16 protein-coding genes are annotated in these 13,496 nt (G+C 66.7%); 11 read left to right on the top strand and 5 right to left on the bottom strand.

Annotation, left to right across the window (positions count from 1 at the left end):
* Positions 1-32: 32 nt before the first annotated feature.
* Entirely contained in the window at positions 33-890 is an 858-nt protein-coding gene (locus tag BCY78_RS20100; protein ID WP_068305418.1) for a branched-chain amino acid aminotransferase, read from the bottom strand.
* A 106-nt stretch (positions 891-996) separates the two neighbouring features.
* The gene (locus tag BCY78_RS20095) at positions 997-1,719 is read right to left on the bottom strand and encodes a COQ9 family protein (protein ID WP_068305416.1); all 723 of its coding nucleotides are present in this window, start codon (positions 1,717-1,719) and stop codon (positions 997-999) included.
* A 234-nt stretch (positions 1,720-1,953) separates the two neighbouring features.
* Between BCY78_RS20095 and rpsU the strand changes: the two genes are divergently transcribed.
* Positions 1,954-2,160, top strand: a complete 207-nt coding sequence (gene rpsU / locus BCY78_RS20090; protein WP_068305413.1) for a 30S ribosomal protein S21 — start codon at positions 1,954-1,956, stop codon at positions 2,158-2,160.
* 373 nt (positions 2,161-2,533) lie between these two features.
* Positions 2,534-3,094, top strand: a complete 561-nt coding sequence (locus BCY78_RS20085; protein ID WP_068305409.1) for a manganese efflux pump MntP family protein — start codon at positions 2,534-2,536, stop codon at positions 3,092-3,094.
* A gap of 41 nt (positions 3,095-3,135) precedes the next feature.
* On the opposite strand, the gene BCY78_RS20080 is transcribed toward BCY78_RS20085, so the two are convergent.
* Positions 3,136-3,594: an Lrp/AsnC family transcriptional regulator gene (locus BCY78_RS20080; protein WP_068305407.1), complete on the bottom strand. Its 459-nt coding sequence runs from the start codon at positions 3,592-3,594 to the stop codon at positions 3,136-3,138.
* A gap of 142 nt (positions 3,595-3,736) precedes the next feature.
* Here BCY78_RS20080 and ald point away from each other — a divergent pair, with 142 nt between their 5' ends.
* Entirely contained in the window at positions 3,737-4,855 is a 1,119-nt protein-coding gene (ald, locus tag BCY78_RS20075) for an alanine dehydrogenase (RefSeq protein WP_068305404.1), read from the top strand.
* A gap of 186 nt (positions 4,856-5,041) precedes the next feature.
* Here the strand turns inward: ald and BCY78_RS20070 are convergent, their stop codons facing one another.
* Positions 5,042-5,542 (bottom strand): Lrp/AsnC family transcriptional regulator, encoded by a 501-nt coding sequence (locus BCY78_RS20070; protein ID WP_068305402.1) that lies wholly within the window; start codon positions 5,540-5,542, stop codon positions 5,042-5,044.
* Positions 5,543-5,793: 251 nt separating this feature from the next.
* Here BCY78_RS20070 and trxB point away from each other — a divergent pair, with 251 nt between their 5' ends.
* Entirely contained in the window at positions 5,794-6,735 is a 942-nt protein-coding gene (trxB, locus tag BCY78_RS20065; protein WP_068305398.1) for a thioredoxin-disulfide reductase, read from the top strand.
* 252 nt (positions 6,736-6,987) lie between these two features.
* Here the strand turns inward: trxB and BCY78_RS20060 are convergent, their stop codons facing one another.
* Positions 6,988-7,437, bottom strand: coding sequence for an NUDIX domain-containing protein (locus BCY78_RS20060; protein WP_083195195.1), 450 nt, complete (start codon positions 7,435-7,437; stop codon positions 6,988-6,990).
* Positions 7,438-7,510: 73 nt separating this feature from the next.
* Between BCY78_RS20060 and BCY78_RS20055 the strand changes: the two genes are divergently transcribed.
* The 7 genes from BCY78_RS20055 (at position 7,511) to paaC (ending at position 13,496) form a co-directional block, all read left to right on the top strand.
* Positions 7,511-8,245, top strand: coding sequence for an acetyltransferase (locus tag BCY78_RS20055; protein WP_068305393.1), 735 nt, complete (start codon positions 7,511-7,513; stop codon positions 8,243-8,245).
* Between the two features lie 18 nt (positions 8,246-8,263).
* The gene (locus BCY78_RS20050) at positions 8,264-8,980 is read left to right on the top strand and encodes an HAD family hydrolase (RefSeq protein WP_233499454.1); all 717 of its coding nucleotides are present in this window, start codon (positions 8,264-8,266) and stop codon (positions 8,978-8,980) included.
* A 72-nt stretch (positions 8,981-9,052) separates the two neighbouring features.
* Positions 9,053-9,952, top strand: coding sequence for a PaaX family transcriptional regulator C-terminal domain-containing protein (locus BCY78_RS20045; RefSeq protein ID WP_068305391.1), 900 nt, complete (start codon positions 9,053-9,055; stop codon positions 9,950-9,952).
* A 91-nt stretch (positions 9,953-10,043) separates the two neighbouring features.
* Complete coding sequence (gene pcaF, locus BCY78_RS20040; protein WP_068305389.1) at positions 10,044-11,249, top strand: 3-oxoadipyl-CoA thiolase; 1,206 nt, start codon at positions 10,044-10,046, stop codon at positions 11,247-11,249.
* Positions 11,250-11,286: 37 nt separating this feature from the next.
* Complete coding sequence (gene paaA / locus BCY78_RS20035; protein ID WP_068305387.1) at positions 11,287-12,276, top strand: 1,2-phenylacetyl-CoA epoxidase subunit PaaA; 990 nt, start codon at positions 11,287-11,289, stop codon at positions 12,274-12,276.
* Positions 12,277-12,363: 87 nt separating this feature from the next.
* Positions 12,364-12,648, top strand: a complete 285-nt coding sequence (gene paaB / locus BCY78_RS20030; RefSeq protein WP_068305384.1) for a 1,2-phenylacetyl-CoA epoxidase subunit PaaB — start codon at positions 12,364-12,366, stop codon at positions 12,646-12,648.
* On the top strand, positions 12,648-13,496 hold the full coding sequence (paaC, locus tag BCY78_RS20025) for a 1,2-phenylacetyl-CoA epoxidase subunit PaaC (RefSeq protein ID WP_083195194.1): 849 nt from the start codon (positions 12,648-12,650) through the stop codon (positions 13,494-13,496). The genes paaB and paaC overlap by 1 nt, the downstream gene beginning before the upstream one ends.

Below are 13,496 nucleotides of genomic sequence, written 5' to 3'. Positions count from 1 at the left end.
GGGTGGGATTTCATCCCACCGCTGCGCAGCCCTCAGGCCGAATGCGCCCAGTCCCAGTAGAGGCGCCGGACCCGGTCACCCACGGGCGTCTGGGCGAAGCGCTTCTCTTCGAACGCCGCCACGGGCATCACCTTGGCGATGTTCCCGGTGACGAAAATCTCGTCGGCTTCGTGGAAATCCTCGATCCGCAGCGCGCATTCCACCACCTCGATCCCGTCCGCGCGCATCAGCCCGATTACCCGCTGCCGGGTCAGGCCATTGAGGAACATCCCGTTCGGCACCGGGGTAAACACCACCCCATCGCGCAGCATGAACACGTTGGTCGAGGCCGTCTCGGCCACATTCCCCTCGACGTCCCGCGACAGCGCGTTCGAGAAGCCGCGCTTGCGTGCCTCGGCCATGATCCGCCCGTTGTTGGCATAGAGCGAGGCCGCCTTGGCCTCGGTCAGCGCCATGTCGGGCCGGGGACGCACATAGGGCGAGACGGTGAGGGTGAAGGCCCCCGGCTGCGGCATCGGCATGGCCTCAATGCACAGGGCCCAGCCGGTGGAGTCCGGCACCAGATCGATCACGCCGGGCGTCGATTCCGTCGCCCACATCATCGGCCGCAGATAGAGCTCGGCCTCTGGGGCGAACATCTTGCAGCCCTCCTCGAGCAGCCCCTGGATCGTCTCGCCATCGACGGGTGCGATCATCCCCATGGCCTCGGCCGAGCGGATCAGTCGGGCCGAATGCAGGTCCAGATCCGGTCGCACGCCCTCGAACTGCCGCGCGCCGTCGAACACGCCCGAACCCAGCCAGGCCGCATGGTCCCCGGCGCGGATCACGGGGACATTGCCCTCATGCCAACGGCCTTCGAAATAGGTGGCGATCTGGGTGCTGACGGCCATGACGGTTCCTCCTCAGGGTTGAGGATCCGTAGCGCCGTCCGGAAAATCGGTCAAGTCATCGCGAAATAAAATTGCGCCACCGCGCAATATCGTTTCGCGCTTACTGTCAGCCCTGCCAGCGCCCGGGCATCGGCCCGGCGCCTTGCGGCTTGCGGATCGATTCGAGCAGGCGGAACGGCAGGCCTAGCACCGGGGTCAGCACCGGCGAGGCCTTGATCCGCGCCTTGGTCTGCTCGAACTGCATGACATTCTCGATCCGCCGGTCGAGGAAGGCCCAAGTATCCGCGTAGCCCTCGCTCTCGTCGCCGAGCCAGAACAGCACGGTTGCCGAATGCACCGCCGAGAGGATCGCGCGCTTGGAGTACCAATTGCCGTCCTCACTGGTGTCGCCCAGTGCATTCCAGATCGCGTCGGCGGTCGACCAGACGGCGCGGGCCGCTTCGGGTGCGTTCTGGGGCAGGGCCAGCAAGGTGGTGCCCCGGCGCACGGCCTCGCGGTCGGCGCCCTCCAGCCGCAGCCGGACGGCCAGCGCGACTTTCTCGCGGAATTTCAGGGCGGTGAGGTCGCGCTGCGCCAGTTCCTCCAGCATGCGCGCGTCGCCGCGGCGGTGATAGGCCAGCGCCATGTCCAGCCCGGCCCGGGGGTACAGGACGCGCGCCAGATCCAGCGACAGGCCGGTGTCCTGCGCGGCAGCGGCCAGCGTCGCCTCCGACCAGCCGTCAAAGGCGACATGGGTCAGGGCGGCATCGAGCAGCCGGTCGGCCGCCGAGGGGGCGGACGCGGAGGGCGCGGCGTCGGTCGGGATCGGGGCGTCGGCGTTTGCGGTCATGGCGGGGCCTCGCGGTGCAGCGTTTCCCCAGATGTAGGGCGCGGCGGGGGGGGGGCCAAGGCAAAACGGCCGGTCTGCGGCTGCTCGACCGGGGATGCGGCGAAAAGTGGCAGGGTTTCGGGCCAAGCGACGCAAGGAATCGCCACGCAGTGATGGACAGGCCGCCCAACCTCTGCTAAGCGGGCGCTTCCTGCACTTCCAGTCACTCTAACTTAGAAAGGTGGTGAAAACCACATGCAGGTATCGGTTCGCGACAACAACGTCGAACAGGCTCTCCGCGCCCTGAAGAAAAAACTTCAGCGTGAAGGTGTCTTCCGCGAAATGAAGCTCAAGCAGCATTTCGAGAAGCCCTCGGTCAAGAAAGCCCGTGAGCAGGCTGAAGCTATCCGTCGTGCGCGCAAGCTGGCGCGCAAGAAGGCACAGCGCGAAGGCATGCTCTGAACCGTTTCGCCAGCAATGGCGACGGAAAAGAACCCCCGGTCCGCAAGGATCGGGGGTTTCTTCATGCCCGGATCAAGGGCGCGGCGGGGCCTCCAGTTGCGAGGCGTTCGCGGCTGGATTTTCCATATTTGCGAATGACTTGCAGGAGGGGCTTCGGGGCTTGACCCACCCCTGCCGCCGCCCTATCTGCCCCCGCATCGGGGAGTAGCAGCCGCCAGCCCGGGCGGAGACAGGTCAACATCCTCGCGGGGGCATCCGCGTGGCCTGCCTGATCCCATCAGGATCTTGCGAGACCGATCCACGCAACAGCGGCGTGCGGACCCTGCGGGCGGGGTCTGCGGATGACGTCTGGATCAGCCCCGAGGAAGACCCCATGTCCCCGATCTCGATCGGCGTTCTCGCCGTCTCCATGTCCGTTGACGCCTTCATCGCCTCGCTGGGGAAGGGGGCCTCGTCCCCCCGGCCCTCGTGGGGGACCGCCCTGCGCACCGGCGCCATCTTCGGTGTGATCGAGGCGCTGACGCCGTTGATCGGTTGGGCAGCGGGCATCGCTGCCAGTCAGGCTATCGTCGCCATCGACCACTGGATCGCCTTCGCGCTGCTGGCAGGGGTTGGGCTGCACATGGTGCTGCAGGCGTGGCGCGCGGGCGACGCCCCGGCGAGCGGGCAGGCGACCCTCGCGGCGACGGTGATCACCGCGATCGGTACGTCGCTTGATGCGATGGCCGTCGGTGTGTCGCTGGCCTTTCTGGATGTGAACATCGTCGTCATCGCCCTGGCCATCGGGCTGGCGACGATGGTCATGAGCTCCACCGGGGTTCTGGCCGGGCGCTTCCTCGGGCGGCGCTTCGGGCGCTGGGCAGAGACCTTGGGCGGGATCGCGCTGTTCGGGCTGGGCGCGATGATCCTTGTCGAGCATCTGGGGGCGGCCTGAATGACCCAGACCCTTGGCCAGCCCCTTGGATGTCCGGCGCTTCAGACGTCCAGCGCCGTGGTCTTCACCACCGTGCGCAGCGAGAACGAGCTCTGCATCTGCGCCACGCCCGGCAGCCGGGCGAGGTAACGCCGATGGATGCGGGCGAAATCTTCGGTATCCTCGGCCACCAGTTTCAGCAGGTAATCGGCGCTGCCGGCCATCAAGTGGCACTCCAGCACGTCGGGGATGCGTGCCACGGCCTTCTCGAAGGCGTCGAGCAATTCGTCCGACTGGCCGTTGAGCGTAATCTCGACGAAGACGGTGGTGGGCTTGCCGATGCGCCTTGGGTCGACCAGTGCGACATAGCCGGCGATGTAGCCGTCGCTCTCCAGCCGCTGCACGCGGCGATGGCAGGCGGAAGGGGAGAGGGCGATCCTGTCGGCGAGGTCGGCGTTGGAAATCCGGCCCTCGCGCTGGAGGACCTGCAGGATGCGGCGGTCTGTCGCGTCTAGCTGCATCGCAGCGCAATATTCCCCGGTGTTGGTGACGGTTCCGCGAAGAACCTTGCGCAATATGCCGCAGGCGCGCCGGAGAAATCAAGCACATGCCTTGGGGCGTGCGTCAGACTCCTCGCATCATGCGAACACAGGGAGTTCCGCAATGCTGATCGGCTGTCCCAAGGAAATCAAGCCGCAGGAATTCCGCGTCGGGATCACCCCCGCCGCGGCTCACGAAGCCATCATCGCCGGTCACACGGTGATCATCGAAACGGGCGCCGGTCTTGGCGCCGGGTTCAGTGACGAGGATTACCGCGCGGTCGGCGCCGGGATCGTCGACACCGCTGCCGAGATCTTCGCCACGGCCGAGATGGTGGTGAAAGTGAAAGAACCGCAGGCCGTCGAACGCAAGCAGCTGCGCGAAGGGCAGGTTTTGTTCACCTATCTGCACCTCGCCCCGGACCCCGAGCAGACCCGCGACCTGCTGGACTCGGGCGTGACCGCCATCGCCTATGAGACGGTGACCGACCGCATGGGCGGCCTGCCGCTGTTGGCGCCGATGTCGGAAGTGGCCGGCAAGCTGGCACCTCAGGTCGGAGCCTGGACCCTGCAGAAGGCCAATGGCGGGCGCGGCGTGTTGATGGGCGGCGTGCCGGGTGTGCTACCGGCGAAGGTGGTGGTGATCGGCGGCGGTGTCGTCGGCACTCATGCGGCGAAGGTTGCCGCCGGGATGGGCGCGGATGTGACAGTGCTGGACCGCTCGCTGCCCCGGATGCGCTATCTCGATGACGTCTACGGGCGCGACTTCAAGACGGCGTTCTCTTCGGCCGCGCTGACGGCCGAGCTGGTGGCAGAGGCCGACATGGTGATCGGCGCCGTGCTGATTCCCGGCGCCGCGGCGCCGAAGCTGGTGTCGCGCGCGCAGCTGTCGACGATGAAGCCGGGCGCGGTGTTGGTCGATGTGGCGATCGACCAAGGCGGCTGCTTCGAGACCTCGCGCGCGACGACCCATGCCGACCCGATCTACGAGGTCGATGGCATCCTGCACTATTGCGTGGCGAACATGCCGGGCGCGGTGGCGCGGACCTCGACCCAGGCGCTGGGCAACGCAACGTTGCCGTTCATGATGGCTCTGGCGAACAAGGGCTGGCGGCTGGCCTGTGCCGAGGACGACCACCTGCTGAACGGGCTGAACGTCCACAAGGGCAAGCTGACCTATGCGGCCGTCGGCGCGGCGCTGGGCCTGCCCACGGTCGATCCGCGCGAGGCGATCCGGCTGTGACCAAGGGGCGGGTGAGGGGTTTCGCCCGCGCCCGGCATGCCTCCGGCACGCAGGTCTTGGGCGACTCAAGGGAGGGGGCGCTGCCCCCTCGCCTTCGGCTCACCCCCGGGATATTTGTGGAACGAAGATGCAAAGAGCCGCGGGCCCGGTGGGGCGCGCGGCTCTGTTTGTCTGAACGGGTCAGGGTCAGGCTTCGGCGTTGTAGCGTTGTTCGAGGACGTCGAAGGGGACGCCGGGCTCGTCCTTGGCGCCGCGGATGACCAGCGAGGTCTTCACGCTGGCGACATTCTCGGCGGCGAGCAGATGCTCGGTCAGGAAGTTCTGGAAGCTGGAGAGGTCGGGCGCGACGCATTTCAGGATAAAGTCGATCTCGCCGTTGAGCATGTGGCATTCGCGGACCAGCGACCAGGCCTGGCAGCGTTGCTCGAAGGCGCGCAGATCGGCTTCGTTTTGGCGGTGCAGGCGGACCATGGCGAAGACCTGGACTTCGAAGCCCAACTCGCGCACGTCGACGCGGGCGTGGTAGCCGCGGATGTAGCCGGCTTCTTCCAGCGTGCGGACGCGGCGCAGGCAGGGCGGCGCGGAAATGCCGACGCGCTTGGCCAGTTCCACATTGGTCATGCGCCCGTCGGCCTGCAATTCGGCAAGGATCATGCGGTCGATGGGATCGAGTTTCGCGCCCGGCATGGCGGCAGGTCTCCGTTTGGCTTTGCGCTTATGTAGGCGTGATCGCTCTCATGCGCAATAATCTTTCCTGGTTGGGCAATATCCTTTGCGATTCCGCGTTTCGGGGGCTGAACGGCGCTGGCGGTCCTGTCCGGCTTGCGCAGACTCGTGTCAAAACGGTAGGAGCACTCGACCCGAGGCTGGCCCTCGCCCCCTTGCACGCGGCGCCATCACGATTAGATGCGCAAAGCGGAATACGTATGGAGCCCAGAATGTCCGATCCCAAGAATACCCGTCTTCTGATCATCGGCTCCGGCCCGGCGGGCTATACCGCGGCCGTCTATGCCTCGCGCGCCATGCTGGAGCCGGTTCTGGTGCAGGGCATGCAACCCGGCGGTCAGCTGACGATCACCACCGATGTCGAGAACTGGCCGGGCGATGCCTCGGTCATGGGGCCGGACCTGATGGCGCGGATGGAGGGCCATGCGCGCGAGATGGGTGCCGAGATCATCACCGACATCATCCTGACGCTGGATCTGTCGAAGCGGCCCTTCACCGCGACGGGCGACAGCGGCACCGTCTACACTGCCGATGCGGTGATCCTCGCCACCGGGGCGCAGGCGAAATGGCTGGGGCTGGAGAGCGAGCAGAAGTTTCAGGGCTTCGGCGTCTCGGCTTGCGCGACCTGCGACGGCTTCTTCTATCGTGGCAAGGAGATCGTCGTGGTCGGCGGCGGCAATACCGCTGTGGAAGAGGCGCTGTTCCTGACGAACTTCGCGTCCAAGGTGACGCTGGTCCATCGCCGCGACAGCCTGCGGGCCGAGAAGATCATGCAGGAGCGGCTGTTCAAGCATCCGAAGGTCGAGGTCGTCTGGGACAGCGAGATTGTCGAGGTGCAGGGCACCGACATGCCGCTCGGCGTGACTGGCGCCAAGGTGCGTAACGTAAAGACCGGCGCCGAGACGGTGATCCCCTGTGAGGGCTTCTTCGTCGCCATCGGCCATGCGCCGGCCTCGGAGCTGGTGAAGGACCAGCTGCAGCTGCATTCGGGCAATTACGTCTGGGTCGAGCCGGGTTCGACCCGCACCTCGATCGAGGGTGTCTTCGCGGCGGGTGACCTGACCGACCATACCTATCGGCAAGCGGTGACCTCGGCGGGCATGGGCTGCATGGCGGCGCTGGATGCCGAGCATTGGCTGGCCGCGCAGGAATAAGCGGAAGGGGTTTCTCCCTCATCCGCCGCGCTGACGCGCGGGCTCTTCGGGCGACCGGAGGAAGGGGGGGCGCTGCCCCCCTCTTTGCTGCGCAAATTCACCCCCCGGGATATTTTCGGAGTAAAGATGCGCAGGCTTCAGGTCATTGCGTGCGCCGTTCCGGCCGCATTCATCTTTACTCTCCAAATATCCTCGGGGGTGTCCAGAGGGGGCAGACAGCCCCCTTTGGTGGCCTGACCTTGGCCGTGCGGCTCAGCGGACGAGCAATTCGAGCGGGTCGTAGCTGATCCGCTCACCGCCGAAGGCCACGTCGCTCAGGCTGTCGGGCTTGACGCGCAGCCCGGCCAGTTCCGCGCGCGTGACCCAGCGCTGGCGGTTCACCACGCCCTCGGTATCCAGCCACGCGCCCTTGGGCATCGCCAGCACCGTCGCGCGGAAATAGAGGTCGACCTGATGGAAACCGCTGTCCGGCGCGTGGAACTCGTTGACCAAGCAGGGGGCGCCGACGCGGATGGCGATGCCGGTTTCCTCATGCACCTCGCGGATCAGATTGTCGGGGAGCGAGGCATGACGCTCGACCCCGCCGCCCGGCGCGCACCACAGGTCGCTTTGCTGGCCCGGGTAGGCGTTGACCAGAAGGAGCCGGCCCTCGCGCAGGATCACCGCCCGTACCGCCAACCGCACTGCTCCGCCTCGCGCCATCGTGTCCGCCCTTCTTCCGTCCGCCCGCATTCTCGCGCTTCTGCAAGCCGGTGACGAGGCCTATAGTCGCCCCATGCGTGTTCTTCTTCTTGCCCTGTTCCTGACCCTGCCGCTCAAGGCCCGCGCCGATTGCGTCGTGCTCCTGCATGGGCTCGCGCGGTCCGAGGCCTCGATGCTGGTGCTGCAGGAGGTGCTCAATTACCACGGCTACCGCACCGTCAATGAGACCTATCCCTCGGATACCGCGCCCATCGCCGATCTCGTGGGCTATGTCGGGCGGTCGGCCGCGCAATGCGGCGAGGAGCGGATGCATTTCGTCACCCATTCTTTGGGTGGCATTCTGGTCCGGGCCTGGCTGGCGCAGGGGCATCCGGCCAATCTGGGCCGCGTGGTGATGCTGGCGCCGCCGAACCATGGCTCGGAGATCGTCGATGCGATCCGCCAGAACGACTTCCTCAACGAGGTCGCAACCTTTCTGAACGGCCCCGCCACCACCCAGCTGGGCACCGGGTCCGACAGTTTCGTCGATACCCTGCCGCCGGTGGATTTCGAACTGGGCGTCGTCGCGGGGGATGTGCCGATCAACCCGATCGGCGCGGCGATGATCGCCGGACGCTCGGACGGGACGGTCTCGGTCGACAGCACGCGGGTCGGGGGGATGACCGACCATATCATCATCAATGCCTCGCACACCTTGATCATGATGAACCCGGTCGCCATGGCGGAAGTGCTTGAATTCCTGCGCAATGGCGTGTTCGATCACGCCATTACCCTGCCGTCGGCCCTGCGCAAGCTGGCCGATCGCTGAGATCCCGGAGAAAGCCCGATGACGATCCGAGTGGCCATGTGGTCCGGTCCGCGCAACCTGTCCACGGCGATGATGTATGCCTTCGCCGCGAGGGGCGATTGCACGGTCACGGACGAGCCCTTCTATGCCGCCTATCTCGCCGAGACGGGGCTCGAGCATCCGATGCGGGCCGAGGTCATGGCGAGCCAGCCGCAAGATCCGGCGCAGGTGGGGCAGGATCTTCAGGCCGATACCGACCAGCCGATCTGGTACCAAAAGCACATGACCCAGCACATGCTGCCACAGATGCCGCTGGGCTGGATGGACAGCTGCCGCCATGCCTTCCTGATCCGCCATCCGGCCCGCGTCGTCGCCTCCTATGTCAAGAAACGCGAGGCGCCGGTCTTGGCCGATATCGGCTTCACCCAGCAGGTCGAGCTGTTCGACCGGGTGGCGCAGGCCACGGGCAAGGCGCCGCCGGTGGTCGATTCCAACACCATTCGCGCCCGACCGGAGGAGCAGTTGCGCGCCCTCTGTGCCGCGCTGGAGATTCCCTTCACCGAGCGCATGTTGCATTGGCAGGCGGGCCCCAAGGCCTATGACGGGGTCTGGGCGCCTGTCTGGTATCACGCGGTGCATGGCTCGACCGGCTTCGACGCCGCCGAGGGGCCGCTGCCTGCGTTGGAGGGCGATTACGCCCGTCTGGCCGAGGCCGCGATGCCGGCCTACGAGGCGATGGTCAAGCACGCGCTCTGACCCCGTGGCCCGTGCCCTGCCACTCGCCATGCCGCGCCCGTCGTGGCAGGATGGTCCCCGACCGGAGGTACCATGACCAACTCTCCCTCCTTTGGCGCGGCCGTCACGGCCATTGCCGAGGCCCTGCCGCTGCGCGCGGCGGGGTTCATCGTCACGCTCTACGGCGATGCCGTGGTGCCGCGGGGGGGCGAGGTCTGGATCGGTACCATCATCGAGACCTGCGGCATGGTCGGCATCTCGGAAACGCTGGTGCGCACTGCCGTCTCGCGTCTGGTGGCGGCGGGGCAGCTTGAGGGGTGGCGGCGCGGGCGGCGCAGTTTCTACCGCCTGACCGAGGCCGCGGGGGCCGAGTTCGATGGGGCCTCGCGGCTGATCTACGGCCCGCCCGAGCCGTTCCGCTGGCGCTTCCTGCATCTGCCGGACGACGGGGCCGAGGCGCGGATGACTCAGTTGGAGCGACAGGGCTATGCCCGGTTGCGCGCCAATCTGGCGGTCGGCCCGGCGCGCGGCGCGGTGCCGAAGGGCCTGCTCGCCTTCGAGGCCGAGCCGGCGGGCGCCTTGCCGCTCTTGCCGGACTTCGCCGCGCAAAGCTGGGATCTGGCCCGGCACGCGAGCGCCTATGAGACCCTGATCGCGCATTTCGCCCCGCTGGAAGGGCAGGGGCCGGACAGCGGGGCCGAAGCACTCGCGGCGCGCTTGCTTCTGGTGCACGCGTGGCGCCAAGCCTTGCTCCACGACCCCCGATTGCCGCCCGAGGCGCTGCCTGCAGACTGGCCCGGCCATGCCGCGCGCGCGCTGTTCCACCGCCTTTACGACGCGCTGGCGCCGCTGGCCGATTCGCATATCGCCGCCCGTTTCGAAGGGGCGGAGGGGCTGCTCGCAGCGGCTCCGACGCCGCGCCCGACGACAGGCCAACACGAGAAAACCGAACCCGCGCAAGGACTTCCGGATGAAGTCCGGCGCATGGGCTGATATGTCACAAAGATGGGCGAGATATTCGTTGATTTGTGACACGTCAGCCCCTATACCATGACCGAGCGGTCAGCGAATTAGGGAGGAGCTGATGTCCGAAGCTTTCATCTGCGATGCGGTGCGCACGCCTATTGGGCGGTACGGCGGGGCTCTGTCCTCGGTCCGCGCGGACGATCTGGCCGCAGCGCCCCTGAAGGCGCTGATGGAGCGCCATCCGGATATGGATTGGTCTGCCATCGACGACGTCATCTACGGCTGCGCCAACCAGGCGGGCGAAGACAACCGCAACGTGGCGCGCATGGCCGTGCTGCTGGCGGGCCTGCCGGTCAACGTGCCGGGCACCACCATCAACCGCCTCTGCGGCTCGGGCATGGATGCCGTGGGGCAGGCCGCCCGTGCGATCCGCGCTGGCGACGCCGACATCATGCTGGCGGGTGGCGTGGAAAGCATGTCGCGTGCGCCCTTCGTGATGCCGAAGGCCGAAAGCGCCTTCTCGCGCGCCAATGCGGTCTATGACACCACCATCGGCTGGCGCTTCGTCAATAAGGCGCTGGACAAGGCCTATGGCACCCATTCGATGCCGCAGACCGCCGACAATGTCGCTGCCGACTGGGGCATCAGCCGCGCCGATCAGGACGCTTTCGCGATCCGCTCACAGCAGGCCTGGGCCCGCGCGCATGAGGCGGGTCTGTTTGCCGACGAGATCGCTTCGGTGGTGATCCCGCAGCGCAAGGGCGATCCCAAGGTCGTCGACACCGACGAACATCCCCGTCCGGACGTGACGCCGGAACAGCTGGCGAAGCTGCGCGGCGTGAATGGGGCGGATCTGACGGTGACGGCGGGCAATGCCTCGGGCGTGAATGACGGCGCTGCCGCAACGATCATCGCCTCGGAAGCCGCCGCCAAGGCGCATGGCCTGACGCCGCGCGCCCGCATCATCGGCATGGCCGCCGCGGGCGTCGAACCCCGCGTGATGGGCGTGGGTCCGGTGCCGGCGGTGAAGAAGTTGATGGCCCGCACTGGCCTCAGCCTCGACCAGATGGATGTGATCGAATTGAATGAGGCCTTCGCAGCCCAGGGCGTCGCGGTTCTGCGCGATCTGGGGATCGAAGACGCCGATCCGCGCGTCAACCCCCAAGGCGGCGCGATTGCCATCGGCCACCCGCTGGGCATGTCCGGCGCACGCCTTGTCGGCACTGCGATGTGGCAGCTGCAACGCTCGGGCGGGCGCTATGCGCTGTGCACGATGTGTGTCGGCGTGGGTCAGGGCATCGCCCTGGTCATGGAACGTATCTGAGAACCTTCAACACGGTCTGAGACGGGAGACGATTGTCATGTACGCACAGATGGTGAAGTCCGAAGCGACGAACGAAGACCCCGAGATGCTGGCCGCCTTTCAGGCCCGCATCGACGCGGGCGAGCGGATCGAGCCCAAGGATTGGATGCCCGAGGGCTATCGCAAGACGCTGATCCGCCAGATCGGCCAGCACGCGCATTCCGAGATCGTTGGCCAGCTGCCCGAGGGCAACTGGATTACCCGCGCCCCCACCTTGGAGCGCAAGGCGATCCTGCTGGCCAAGGTGCAGGATGAGGCCGGGCACGGTCTGTACCTCTATTGCGCCGCCGAAACGCTGGGCGTGACCCGCGACGACCTGACCGAGCAGCTGCTGTCGGGCCGGATGAAATACTCGTCGATCTTCAACTATCCGACGCTGACCTGGGCCGATATCGGCGCCGTGGGCTGGCTGGTCGATGGCGCGGCGATCATGAACCAGGTGCCGCTGCAGCGGACCTCGTTCGGGCCCTATTCCCGCGCGATGATCCGCATCTGCAAGGAAGAGAGCTTCCACCAACGTCAGGGCTACGACCTGATCCGCAAGATGGCCGAGGGCACGGCGGAGCAGAAGGCGATGGCGCAGGATGCACTGAACCGCTTCTGGTATCCCTCGCTGATGATGTTCGGCCCGTCCGACAAGGACTCGGTCCACTCGACCCAGTCGATGGCCTGGCGGATCAAGATCAACACCAATGACGAGCTGCGGCAGAAATTCGTCGACCAGACGGTGCCGCAGGCGAAGTTCCTCGGGCTCACGATCCCCGACGAGAACCTCAAATGGAACGAAGACAAGCAGGGCTGGGATTTCTCGGAACCCGACTGGTCGGAATTCTACGAAGTGCTTAAGGGAAACGGCCCCTGCAACACCGACCGCATCGAGGCGCGCCAGAAGGCCTGGCGCGACGGCGCGTGGTTCCGCGACGGGCTGATGGGCCATGCGAAGAAGGCCGAGGCGCGTCGCAACGCCGGCCGGATCGCCGCGGAATAAGTCGAACGACAGGACCATCCGGCGGAACGCGGGGGCGCTGCCCCCGCACCCCCGGCGTATTTCAAGCAAAGTGAAAGGGCTCTAGCCATGTCCAGCGAATGGCCGCTTTGGGAAGTCTTTATCCGGGGTCAGCATGGCCTCAACCACCGTCATGTCGGCAGCCTGCACGCGCCGGATGCCGAACTGGCGATTCGCCATGCCCGCGACGTCTACACGCGCCGGAATGAGGGCGTGTCGATCTGGGTGGTGCCGTCTGCGCAGATCACCGCCTCGGCGCCGTCCGAGAAGGGTCCGCTGTTCGAGCCGGCGAATGCCAAGGTCTACCGTCACCCGACCTTTTACGACATTCCCGATGAAGTGGGGCATATGTGATGGCCCCGTCATTGTCTGACGTCATGACCCCGGATGCGGCCGCGCTGGCGGCCTCGTCCAAGGGCGAGGGGCGCGCGCCGCTGGAGGCGGGCTCGCCCGAGCACGACCTTTTCACCGGCCTCACAAGGCTTGGCGATACCACGTTGATTCTGGGCCACCGCGTCTCGGAATGGTGCGGGCACGCGCCGGTGTTGGAAGAGGATATCGCGCTGGCCAACATGGCGCTCGATCTGATCGGGCAGACGCAGCTCTGGCTGGGTCTGGCGGGCGAGGTCGAGGGGCGGGGTCGGGATGCCGACGCGCTGGCCTTCCGCCGCGACGGCTGGGACTTTCACAACCTGCTGCTGGTTGAGCGCCCGAACGGCGATTTCGGCACCACGCTGATGCGCCAGTTCCTGTTCGACGCCTGGCATGCGCCGATGCTCAAGGCGCTGGAGGGTTCCTCGGACGCCCGCGTGGCCGAGATCGCCCAGAAGGCCGGCAAGGAAGTCGCCTACCATATCGAACGCTCGGCGGATCTGGTGATCCGTCTCGGCGACGGGACTGAGGAGAGCCACAACCGGATGCAATCCGCGCTGGACGCGCTCTGGGGCTATACCGGCGAGGCCTTCATCGCCGATGCCGTCGACACCCGTCTGGCCGAGGCCGGCATCATGCCCGCGCCCGAAAGCCTGCGTCCGGCCTATGACGAGACGATCAACGCGGTGCTGGCCGAGGCCACGCTGAAGCGCCCTGAGAGCAACTTCGCCCATAAAGGCGGGAAGCAGGGGCGCCACAGCGAGCATATGGGGCACCTGCTGACCCAGATGCAATGGCTGCAGCGCGCCTATCCGGACGCCCGTTGGTAA

It is taken from the genome of Pararhodobacter sp. CCB-MM2, assembly GCF_001691415.1.
In the GTDB taxonomy this organism is placed as follows: Bacteria; Pseudomonadota; Alphaproteobacteria; order Rhodobacterales; family Rhodobacteraceae; genus Pararhodobacter.
The sequence above is the reverse complement of the archived record's forward strand: the minus strand, read 5'-3'. Positions and strand labels throughout refer to the sequence as shown.

Coding starts and splice junctions, on each gene's coding strand:
- BCY78_RS20100 (WP_068305418.1), bottom strand. CDS start 890: ATGGCCGTCAGCACCCAGATCGCCACCTATTTCGAAGGCCGTTGGCAT.
- BCY78_RS20095 (WP_068305416.1), bottom strand. CDS start 1,719: ATGACCGCAAACGCCGACGCCCCGATCCCGACCGACGCCGCGCCCTCC.
- rpsU (WP_068305413.1), top strand. CDS start 1,954: ATGCAGGTATCGGTTCGCGACAACAACGTCGAACAGGCTCTCCGCGCC.
- BCY78_RS20085 (WP_068305409.1), top strand. CDS start 2,534: ATGTCCCCGATCTCGATCGGCGTTCTCGCCGTCTCCATGTCCGTTGAC.
- BCY78_RS20080 (WP_068305407.1), bottom strand. CDS start 3,594: ATGCAGCTAGACGCGACAGACCGCCGCATCCTGCAGGTCCTCCAGCGC.
- ald (WP_068305404.1), top strand. CDS start 3,737: ATGCTGATCGGCTGTCCCAAGGAAATCAAGCCGCAGGAATTCCGCGTC.
- BCY78_RS20070 (WP_068305402.1), bottom strand. CDS start 5,542: ATGCCGGGCGCGAAACTCGATCCCATCGACCGCATGATCCTTGCCGAA.
- trxB (WP_068305398.1), top strand. CDS start 5,794: ATGTCCGATCCCAAGAATACCCGTCTTCTGATCATCGGCTCCGGCCCG.
- BCY78_RS20060 (WP_083195195.1), bottom strand. CDS start 7,437: ATGGCGCGAGGCGGAGCAGTGCGGTTGGCGGTACGGGCGGTGATCCTG.
- BCY78_RS20055 (WP_068305393.1), top strand. CDS start 7,511: ATGCGTGTTCTTCTTCTTGCCCTGTTCCTGACCCTGCCGCTCAAGGCC.
- BCY78_RS20050 (WP_233499454.1), top strand. CDS start 8,264: ATGACGATCCGAGTGGCCATGTGGTCCGGTCCGCGCAACCTGTCCACG.
- BCY78_RS20045 (WP_068305391.1), top strand. CDS start 9,053: ATGACCAACTCTCCCTCCTTTGGCGCGGCCGTCACGGCCATTGCCGAG.
- pcaF (WP_068305389.1), top strand. CDS start 10,044: ATGTCCGAAGCTTTCATCTGCGATGCGGTGCGCACGCCTATTGGGCGG.
- paaA (WP_068305387.1), top strand. CDS start 11,287: ATGTACGCACAGATGGTGAAGTCCGAAGCGACGAACGAAGACCCCGAG.
- paaB (WP_068305384.1), top strand. CDS start 12,364: ATGTCCAGCGAATGGCCGCTTTGGGAAGTCTTTATCCGGGGTCAGCAT.
- paaC (WP_083195194.1), top strand. CDS start 12,648: ATGGCCCCGTCATTGTCTGACGTCATGACCCCGGATGCGGCCGCGCTG.